This window comes from Pseudoxanthobacter sp. (assembly GCF_036822375.1).
Lineage (GTDB): Bacteria > Pseudomonadota > Alphaproteobacteria > Rhizobiales > Segnochrobactraceae > Pseudoxanthobacter.
In genome coordinates this window covers 1-9,542 of record NZ_DAISHT010000137.1, presented here as the reverse complement: position 1 = coordinate 9,542, position 9,542 = coordinate 1, and the positions used below count along the sequence as shown (strand labels likewise).

Genomic DNA, 9,542 nt, shown 5'->3' with positions numbered 1-9,542 from the left:
CCCTCCTCCGCTACCAAATCCCCTTCCGCTATCATTCATGCCGTGGAACAGCCCGCAGAAATGACGGGCTTTTGGCATTTCCGGTCCGTCCTGTGCCGCCGATGTGCCGGCAACCGGTCTTTGTGGCTGCATCCCTTGGCGTTGGCGCGGGCCGGCGGATCGGGAGAAAAGCCGCAGACACTCCCCGGGTGACGGCGGATTGCCTCTCTCCGGTGACGCGCGGCGGGCGTGGCGGGCGGTGTCTTCGGCCGCTCCCGGTGCCGGCCGCTTCAACGCTGTTGCCGATCAACGGGTGATCCGGCGGGAACGGGCGGCGAGTGCCCGGAGCACGCCTGCGAACACGCGCGGGCTGCCGGGGGCGCCCGGCAGGTTGCCGATCGCGTCCCGTCGCGGCCATCGCCGCTGCCGCGGCGCGCCCGCTGGCGGACGATCGGCGGCTTTGCTCAGCGGCAGCCCCGATTTCGCCCGCGCGCCAGATGCCGCCCGCGGCTGCCTCCGCGATTGACGGGCGCATTTATATGAAGCAAACTCCAAAAATAGAGTCGACATCAAATTATCTGCCTGACGCGGCGGAGTGCCGTCCGCTCGTCACCACACGGTCCGCATCGCGGGGAGGCCAGCCGCATGACAGGTCGCCGCAGACAGCCGGATTTCGCGGCCCGCCCGCGGGCGGGCCGGACGCGGCGGGCTGATCTTCATGGCCGTGCCGGCTGGCGGTGCCGGACGGATCGCGCCCGATGATGCTGCACGGGGAAGGCCCGGCCGTGGGGACCCGCCGTTCGCCGGCCGGCGACGTCCCGCCTGCCTGTCGCTTGCTCGCCTGTCGCTTTCTTGCCGCCGCCTCTTGCTGCCCCCCCTTGCCGCCACGTTTTGCCGCCGCGCTTTGCCCGTCCGGTTCTCCGGCCTTCTTCCCGCCTGCCGCGGCGGCGGGGTGCCGGTCCGCCGTTCGCCTCCCCCCGACCTCCCCCTCGCAACAGGAGACGCGCATGTCGCAGGATACCCACCATCTCGTGGTCGAGTACATCGCCAGATACCGTTTCCCCTTTCCCGGACAGACCACCTGGCCGGACGGCTACGTGACGACGACCAATGCATCCGAACGCCGGAAGTCGATCCCGACGCCGGCCGGCGAGCACTATCCCGACATCGTCATCACCGACAGGACCGGCCGTGTGCGCGAGCTCGGCGAGGTGGAAATGAACATCGGGCCGGAGGCGTTGTCCTATCTCCGGGCCGGCTCGGAGCTGACCGATAACGACACCCCCACCCATGTGAAGCACTTCTTCGTCTATGTGCCGGCCGGGCAGGAGGAAGCCGCGCAGACGCTTCTGGAGGAGAACGGCATTTCCTATGCCGGCGTGCGCGGCTTCACGGTGAATGCCGATGGCACGGTGAAGGTCGTCCCCTCTGTCACGAAGGGCGATCCCTACGATCATCAGGTCACCGATATCGCTGCCGCCTGACGGAACGGGCCGGGCCGTTCGCGCGGCCCGGCCTGTCAGGGTTCGATCAGATCCCACGGATCGGGGAACCCCGGCACCGGCACCTCGATCAGCGTCGGGCCGGGCTCGGCCAGCGCCCACACCAGCGCCTGCCGGAACGCCTGCCGGTCGCCGGCCCGGCGGGCCCGGGCGCCGAAGCTCTCGGCAAAGCGCACGAAATCCGGGTTGGCAAGGTCCGTTGCGACGACCTTTCCGCCATGCTGGTCTTCCTGCATGCGCCGCACGTTGCCGAAGGCGCCGTCGGAAAAGACGATGCCGATGGCGGCGATGCCGTGTTTCACCGCGGTGGCCAGTTCATTGCCGGTGAACAGGAAGCCGCCATCGCCGCACAAGGCCACGACCGGGGCGGCGGGATGGGCCGATTTCACGCCGAGAGCGGTGGCATAGGCAAAGCCGAGCGTGCCCTGATAACCGGGGGTCAGCATCAGCCGCGGGCGCGCCACGTCGAAGGCAGCGGTGGCGACATAGCCGATCTGGGTATAGTCGGCGACGATGCGAGCATTCTCCGGCAGCGTCTCGCGCAGGATGCGGATGAAGGCCATCTGCGGCGCCAGACGGGTGGAAACGGCCTGCGCCACCTCCGCCTTCAGGGCCGCGAGCGCGCCGGCACGCTCGCGCCGCGCCGGACCGGTCACCGCGGCGGCCAGTGCGGCCAGCGCCAGCGGCGCGTCGGCTTCAATGGCGATTTCAGGCGGCCGGCCCAGCGCGAAACGCGCCGGGTCCGTGTCGATACGGATGACCCGGTGGTGCGCCGGTTCGCCCCAGTTGCGGCGCGCCTCGTGGAAGCGGGTGCCGACGGCAAGCACCACGTCGGCCGTGCTCCACAATCGCCGCCCCTCGGCGAAGCCGGCGGCCAGCGGATGTGTGCCCGGCAGAACGCCGCGCCCCTGCAGATGCGCGATCACCGGCGCCCCGAGCGTTTCGGCCAGATGCCGGAGCGCAGCCTCGCCGCCGCAGGCGCCGGAGCCGACGAAAATGAGGGGCGCGCGGGCTCCGGCCAGCAGGGCGGCCGCACGGGCAATGTCTGCCGCGGCCGGGCGCCGGGGCGCCGCCGCCACCGCCGCCCGTGCCGCCGGCAGGTCGGCCGCCGCCGCCAGCACGTCGGCCGGCAGTTCCACTGCCACCGGCGCGATGCCGGCCTTCAGCCGGGCAAAGGCCGCCTCCATCAGCGCCGGCACCTCCCCGACGGTGCGGGCGATGCCGCTCCAGCGGGTCAGCCCCTTCACGATCGCCGTCTGGTCCGGCAGTTCATGCAGCTCGCCGCCACCCGCGCCGATGGCCGACGAGGCAATCTGGCCGATGAGGGCGAGGACCGGCGCGCGGACGGCATAGGCCGTGGAAAGCGCCGCCGTCGTGTTGAGGAAGCCCGGTCCCGGCACGCAGGCATAGACGCCGGGCTCGCCGGTGGACTGCGCATGGCCAAGCGCCATATAGGCCACGCCCTGCTCGTGACGGGCATTGACGATGCGCAGCCAGTGCTGCGCGCCATGCAGCGCATTGAACAGATGATCGAGCTGAATGCCCGGTATGCCGTAGAGCGTCGTGACGCCGTTGGCCCTGAGGGCGGCGACCACCGCCTCGCCCCCCGTCTGCATCGTGCACCCGCTCACGAACGATAGTCCGGCTGCTCGCGATCGAGCTTGCGGCGCAGGGCCTGCCAGGGCAGCCAGCCCTTGTTGACCTCGCCGCTGAACTGCCTGGCGGTGCGGGCCACCACCTGCGGCGGCGGAACGGAAAGCGGAACGCCGCACGACTGCGCCGCGACCTGCAACCGGCAGCACCGTTCGAGATAGTACATCCAGTAGAACGCCTCGGCGACGGTCGCGCCCACGGTGAGCAGGCCGTGGTTGCGCAGGATCAGGGCATGCCGGTCGCCGAGATCGCGCACGATCCGGTCGCGCTCGCCCAGATTGTCGTCTGCGGCGATCCCCTCGTAATCGTGGATTCCGAGCTCGTCGTGAAACTCGATGCTCATCTGGTTGAGCGGCAGCAGCCCGCCCTGCTGCGCCGCCACGGCCATGCCGGCCAGCGTGTGGGTGTGCATCACGCAGGCCGCATTCTCCCGCCCGCGGTGCACCGCCGAATGGATGACGAAGCCGGCGGGGTTGACCGGCCATGAGGTCTCCTGCGCCGGCTCGCCATCGGCATCCACCAGCACCAGCGACCCCGCGGTGATCTCCTCGAACAGCAGGCCATACGGGTTGACAAGGAAGCGATGCCCCGCGCCCGGCACCCGCACCGACAGATGGGTGAAGACCGTATCGGACATGCCGAACAGCGCGATCAGCCGGTAGGCGGCGGCGAGGTCCTCGCGCAGTTCCCGCTCGTCCGGCCGGTGGCCGGGCGGTGGCGGAACGGGCGGCATGGAAAGAACGGACATGGCGGGCTCCGGCAGGGTCAGCGGATGGCGTAGGCGGCAAGCGGATCGTCGCGCTCGGTGCGGACGGCGTTGCCGGGGCTGTCGGGATCGGCGTAGCCGATGGCGATGCCGCAGACGAGGGTGAGGTCGGGCGGGGCGCCGAGGGCCTGCTTCACGGTGGCCTCGTACATCGCCCAGTCAGCCTGCGGGCAACTGTCGAGGCCGGCTTCGCACAGGAGCAGCAGCACGGTCTGCAGGTAGATGCCGATGTCCACCCACTGGTAGGGGGTCGACTGACGCTCCGCGAACAGCATCACCCCGACGGGCGCGCCGAAGAACTGGAAATTGCCGGCGATCCATGCCCGCCGGGCTTCGGCGTCGTCGCGGTCGATGCCGAGCGCGCCGTAGAGGATTTCGCCGTTCCGGCGACGGCGGGCAAGGTAGGGCGGCTTCAGCGCATCGGGGCAGAAGGCGGGAACCGGCGGCTCGCCGTCCGGCATCCCGGCCACCTGCCGGCGCATCAGCGCCTTCAGCGCCGCGATCTCCGCCCCGTCGACGACACGCACCACCCACGGCTGCAGGTTGCCGCCGGACGGGGCGCGGGCCGCGCGGCGCAGGATATCCTCCACCGTCGCCCGCGAAACCGGGCGATCGAGGAAGGCCCGCACCGAACGGCGCCGTGCGACCGCCCCGGACACGCTCACCGGTGCCTGCGGCGCCGGCATCACGGCACGCTCCACTCGCGCCCGCGGGGCGTGTCGACATATTCCGGCCAGCGATAGCCGACGGGCGCCTGGAAATCGGCCGGCAGCAGCGGAGCCACCCATTTCGTGCCGCCCACGCCGCCGCCGGTCCGCTCGCGGAACTCCGCCGTGATCGCCGCCAGTGCGGCCGGGTTCGTCATGAGGTCGAGAACGGTGGTGGAGATCACCTGCGCGGCCTTGCTCCACATCGGATCGATGCACGCCGGCACCCCGCCCATGGCGTTGCGGGTCCACTCCGGGTAGCGGTGGCCGGGCCCGGCTGGCTGCAGCGTCGGGCGCGCCACATAGAGCCGGACGGTCGGCGCATGCCATGTGTAATCGACATAGTCGTCGGCGGCGTAGTTGAGCTGCCAGGCCGGAAGCTGCGCGCGGAAGGCGGCCTCCGCCTCCCACGGCGGGGTGAGCTTCTCCATGCCCGACAGGAAGGGCTCCTCCATCGGCGCCACGCCAAGCCCCTGCTGGAGCTTGCGGGCGAAGTCCTTCGCTTCCTCCGGCCAGACCGGCGGGCCGAGCCGCGCGAAATTGGCGAAGGTGAGTTCGGCCATCGCCTTGTTCGGCAGGCCCGCGCGGGTTCTGGTGATCCACGCTTTGCCGACCGTGCAGTGGGTCATCGCGGCAATGTGGTCGGCGTTGCGGTCCAGCATGGCGAAGGCCGCCTCGCACATGGCCAGCGACGGCGCGCGCATCGAATACTGAATCTGGCCGATGCCGGGGGCGATGTTGTCCGCCGTCGCCTGCCCGGCGACGGGGATGAACTCGTTGATCGTCCACGAGCCGGAATGCGGCAGCATGGATTCCTTCATCATCTTCGAATTGGTGTACATCAGGCACACCGCGTCGATGGCACCCGGCGCCCGCGCCATGGCATGGACATGGCCGACGCCGCCGCCCGAAGCCTCGTTCTGCCAGGTCTCCGGCGTGTCGCATTCGAAGGTGTAGATGCGGCTCCAGTAGGGTGCGCTGGTGGTCTCCCAGAAGCAGCCGTTGGTCAGGGCCGGGAAGGAATGCGGGTGGAAGCTGAAGGCGGCATCCAGACCGTCATAATAGCCGTGGGCGGCATGGACCGGCTTGGCGCCGCACATCTTTTCCGCCGGCTCGCCGAAATAGACCAGCGTGCCGGTGATCCCGTGGGCCTCCATCGCCTGTTTGGCGGCCAGAAAGCCCGCCAGAGAGCCGATGCCGAGGGCGGAGTGCGGGTCGGTGTGGCCGGCGGCGTGGCGGCTCACGCCCTCGCGGGCCGCCCGGTAGGGCACGGGCGCCTGCGCCTGCCCCGGCACGGCATCATATTCGGCATAACCGGCGATGACCGGCCCCGGCCCGTTCGACCAGCGGGCGCAGAACGCCGTCGGCATGCCGGCGGTGCCGCGCTCCACCGTGAAGCCCTCGGCCTCCAGACGGTCCGCATACCACGCCGCGGACCGGTATTCCCGCCAGGACGGCTCGTGCAGGTTCCAGATCGTCATATGGTCGGCGGAAAATGCCGGCTGCCGCCCGGCAAGGAAGGCCAGAGCGCTCTGCTGCGCCGGGCTCCAGCTCGTTGCATCGCCCGCCATGATCAGACCTCGTCGCGGATCAGCGGTGCGGTGGAGCAGTGCAGACCGCCGCCGCCCGAGATCATCTTGTCATAGGGCACGGTAACCACCTCGACGCCATGCAGGGCCAGCCGGTCCTGCGTGTAGCCGGACGTGCCCTCCGGCATGAGCACCCGGCCGGGCGCCACGGCGAGCGCGTTGATGATGGCGCCGTCGTCCTCGTGGTGCAGCTCGATCAGCGAAATGCCGAGTGCCTTCAGCCGCTCGATGAACCAGAACGGCAGCAGGGTGAAATTGGCCAGCGCGAGATCGGGGGCGATCATCACGAACAGCCCGTCGATGTGCAGACGGTAGCCGGTGAGCGGCACCCGGATGAGTTCCACCCCCTGCGAGCGCAGCACCTCCTCCACCTGCCGGGCGCCTTCCTCGTTGGTGCGCGAGGAAACGCCCATGGCGGCGGTGCGGGAATTGAGCCAGCAGAAGCTGCCGCCTTCGGCGACGCCGGTGCCGGAAATGGTCCGCAGGATCGGGCACCCGATGCCGGCCAGCGTGCGGGTTGCCGGCAGCTCCTCGCCGCGGCGGATGCGCGGGCCGAGCCGCATCACCATGGCGCCGCCGCCGATGCCGACCACGGCATCGCGGGTGTAGCAGGTCTTCATGCGGCCGGGCGCGGCGCGGTCGATGAACACCACCTCCACACCCTCGGCCCGCAGCGCGGCCACATAGGCATCGTGCTGGGCCTGCATGGCCGGCAGATCCGGGGGCTCCGTGCCGCGCCAGTACCAGCCGGTTTGGGTGTCGCCGAAGGCGTTGCTGTCGAGGCGCCGGGAGGTGTCGACCACCTTCACCTCATCGCCGGGCCGGTGCATCAGGACCACGCGCAGGCGGCCCACATCGCTGGTGCAGCCCCATTTGCGGCCCCACCAGCGCATCTGCTGCTCCTCGTCCTCGAAGGCCGGCTCGGCCTCGGAGGGGAACTGCTTGATCAGCTGGTTATAACGCCATTCGTTCTCGGTGATCGCACCCACGGCAGGCTCCCGGACTTCACAGGATCGCACGCATCGCAACGATGCGCCGCGGGAAGACTAGGAGCCGGTTTGCTGCCTTGCAATATAAAAATAGAGTCGACTCTATTTTTTGCCGACCCCGTCCGCGCCCGGCCCGGCGGGCGGCGCAGACGGGGCGGCAGCGTCGTCCGCCGGGGTTCTCACAAGGTTGCGCAGGATGAATTCGATATGCCCGCCCCCCTTGCTCAGCATCTCTTCCACAGTGCCGCCGGAGCTGGAGACGAAATTGCTGAAGATGAACGTGGTGATGCCGACGATCAGTTCCGACAACCGCACCGGGTCAACGTGCGGATCCAGCCGTCCGCGTTGCTGGTAGGTGCGGATGAGGCTGATATAGTGCCGCTTGATCAGTGTATTGAGGCGCGCCCCGGTGCGACTGGCGCGGCCCTCGGGCTCGATATATTGCGCCGACAGGATGACGCGCCAGGATTCGCGCGACAGGTGGCGCATGGCCTGCTCGGCCAGCAGCCGCTCGAAGGCGAGCATGCCGGCAACCGGATCGTCCGGCAGGTTGCGGATGAAGCTGCGCCGCTCCGGAAGCGCGGCATGGACGTGGCGCATGGCCAGTTCCATCAGCAGGTTCGGCTTGGTGGCGAAGTAGTTGTAGACCGTGGCCGGTGCCACCGAGGCCTTTTCGGCGATGGTCTCGATGCGCGTGGCCTCATAGCCCTTCTGGCTGAACAGATGCTCCGCGGCGTCCAAAACTTGTTCAGCCCTGCGCCGCTTGTGCTTCTCTCTTAGCCTGCCCCCGGCCATGGCCATCCTCTTTCTCCCGATTTGCAACGACTTTTAGCCGAACCGGCCCGCCGACGCGAGGTGGACTCTGCTCTAAAAATAGAGTTGACGATAAAAATTTCCCTCGGGATTATATCGCACATCGGCGCCGCAGCCACGGCCCCGTGTCAATCAGGAGATGCGACCGTTCCGTCGCCGGCGGCCGGGCCGGCGTGGCCTGCGGCCGGTGCCGCACGGCTGAGCATCATCCTTCACGGGGCGGGTGTGCCCGCCTCTCCGCGTGGCCTCATATGAGTCGTGCATGCTCAAGCTGATCGACAATCCCCCTCCCTGGCCGAACGGCGCGCGCTGCGCCGTCTGCTTCGCGTTCGATTTCGACGCCGAGAGCCTGCTGCACCTCTATTATCCCGACGACGCCACGCGGCGGATCAGCCTGTCTTCCTCGCTGCGCTACGGTGCCCGCGTCGCCATTCCGCGCATCGCCCGCATCTGGAAGCACTTCGGCCTGCGGCAGACCGTGTTCGTGCCGGGCTGGTGCATCGAAGCCTATCCGGCCGCCATCGATGCCCTGCTCGCCGACGGCCATGAACTCGGCCACCACGGCTGGCTGCACGAGCGGCCGAACCAGCTTACCCGCGAGGACGAGCGCACCGTGCTTGAGCGCGGCATGGCGGCCATCGAGAAGGTCACCGGCAAGCCGCCGAAGGGATACCGCTGCCCTTCGGGCGCGTTCTCCGAAAACACGCTCGATCTGCTGATCGAACACGGCTTTGCCTACGACGCCTCGCTGCCGGGAGACGACATTCCCTACCTTCTGGAGGGGCGCGCCGGCCGCCTTATCGAGCTGCCGTCGGACCACCCGCTCGACGACTGGCCGCAATACGTCAATCTCAGGGAATTCAACATGGGCATGACCATCCAGTCGCCGGCGCGGGCGATGGATGTGTTCCGGGCCGAGTTCGACGCCGCATGGAACCATGGCGGCGTCTGGGCGGCGATCTGGCATCCCTTCGTGTCCGGCCGCCTGGCCCGCGCGGAGGCGATGGTCGCGCTCATCGAGCACATGCAGGCCAGAGGCGGGGTGTGGTTCGCCACCCTCGCCGAGATGGCCGCGCATATCGAAGGTCTGACAGCGCGCGGCGAATGGACCCCGCCTGTCGAACGCCTGCCGTTCTGGCCCGATCCCGTACCCCAGCTGGTACGGCCGGGCCGCTGACGCCTTTTGCCTTCCTTCCCGCCTGAAACCTTCCAGCAAAAAATGCCCGGCCGCACAGGGCCAGCCAGAGAACAGGGGACTTCGATGTTCAAGAGGACGCTTCTTCCGCTCATCGCAACACTCGGCCTGCTCGGCCAGTTCGGCCCCGGCGCGGCATCCGCGCAGACCCTGCCGCCCGAGATTGAGAAAACCAAGGTCGTGCGGGTGGCGATCGAGGCCGCCTACCCGCCCCTTGAGGTCCGCAACAAGGACGGGCAGCTGGAAGGCTTCGACATCGACCTCGTCAACGCGATGGCCAGGGTTCTCGGTGTGAAGATCGAGCATCAGGACGGCGCCTTCGAGCAGATGACGCCGTCGCTGCAGTCGG

General features: G+C 69.1%; 9 protein-coding genes. 3 read left to right on the top strand and 6 right to left on the bottom strand.

What is annotated here, in order from left to right:
• The first annotated feature begins 986 nt into the window (after positions 1-986).
• Positions 987-1,463 carry a hypothetical protein gene (locus tag V7067_RS12460; protein WP_334176227.1) on the top strand — a complete coding sequence of 159 codons (477 nt, stop codon included), beginning with the start codon at positions 987-989 and terminating at the stop codon, positions 1,461-1,463.
• Positions 1,464-1,498: 35 nt separating this feature from the next.
• Here the strand turns inward: V7067_RS12460 and V7067_RS12455 are convergent, their stop codons facing one another.
• The 6 genes from V7067_RS12455 to V7067_RS12430 form a co-directional block, all read right to left on the bottom strand.
• The gene (locus tag V7067_RS12455; protein ID WP_334176226.1) at positions 1,499-3,112 is read right to left on the bottom strand and encodes a thiamine pyrophosphate-dependent enzyme; all 1,614 of its coding nucleotides are present in this window, start codon (positions 3,110-3,112) and stop codon (positions 1,499-1,501) included.
• A complete protein-coding gene (locus V7067_RS12450) occupies positions 3,109-3,882 on the bottom strand; it encodes a class II aldolase/adducin family protein (RefSeq protein ID WP_334176225.1) in 774 nt (257 codons plus the stop codon). The genes V7067_RS12455 and V7067_RS12450 overlap by 4 nt, the downstream gene beginning before the upstream one ends.
• 17 nt (positions 3,883-3,899) lie before the next feature.
• Positions 3,900-4,586, bottom strand: coding sequence for a nitroreductase (locus V7067_RS12445; protein WP_334176224.1), 687 nt, complete (start codon positions 4,584-4,586; stop codon positions 3,900-3,902).
• Positions 4,586-6,178 (bottom strand): amidohydrolase, encoded by a 1,593-nt coding sequence (locus V7067_RS12440; protein ID WP_334176223.1) that lies wholly within the window; start codon positions 6,176-6,178, stop codon positions 4,586-4,588. The genes V7067_RS12445 and V7067_RS12440 overlap by 1 nt, the downstream gene beginning before the upstream one ends.
• Before the next feature lie 2 nt (positions 6,179-6,180).
• Complete coding sequence (locus tag V7067_RS12435; RefSeq protein WP_334176222.1) at positions 6,181-7,185, bottom strand: arginine deiminase family protein; 1,005 nt, start codon at positions 7,183-7,185, stop codon at positions 6,181-6,183.
• Positions 7,186-7,287: 102 nt separating this feature from the next.
• Positions 7,288-7,986 carry a TetR/AcrR family transcriptional regulator gene (locus V7067_RS12430; protein ID WP_334176221.1) on the bottom strand — a complete coding sequence of 233 codons (699 nt, stop codon included), beginning with the start codon at positions 7,984-7,986 and terminating at the stop codon, positions 7,288-7,290.
• Between the two features lie 274 nt (positions 7,987-8,260).
• Between V7067_RS12430 and V7067_RS12425 the strand changes: the two genes are divergently transcribed.
• Both V7067_RS12425 and V7067_RS12420 read left to right on the top strand, forming a co-directional pair.
• Positions 8,261-9,175 carry a polysaccharide deacetylase gene (locus tag V7067_RS12425; protein WP_334176220.1) on the top strand — a complete coding sequence of 305 codons (915 nt, stop codon included), beginning with the start codon at positions 8,261-8,263 and terminating at the stop codon, positions 9,173-9,175.
• Between the two features lie 84 nt (positions 9,176-9,259).
• A partial coding sequence (locus V7067_RS12420; RefSeq protein WP_334176219.1) for a transporter substrate-binding domain-containing protein occupies positions 9,260-9,542 on the top strand: 283 nt, incomplete at its 3' end.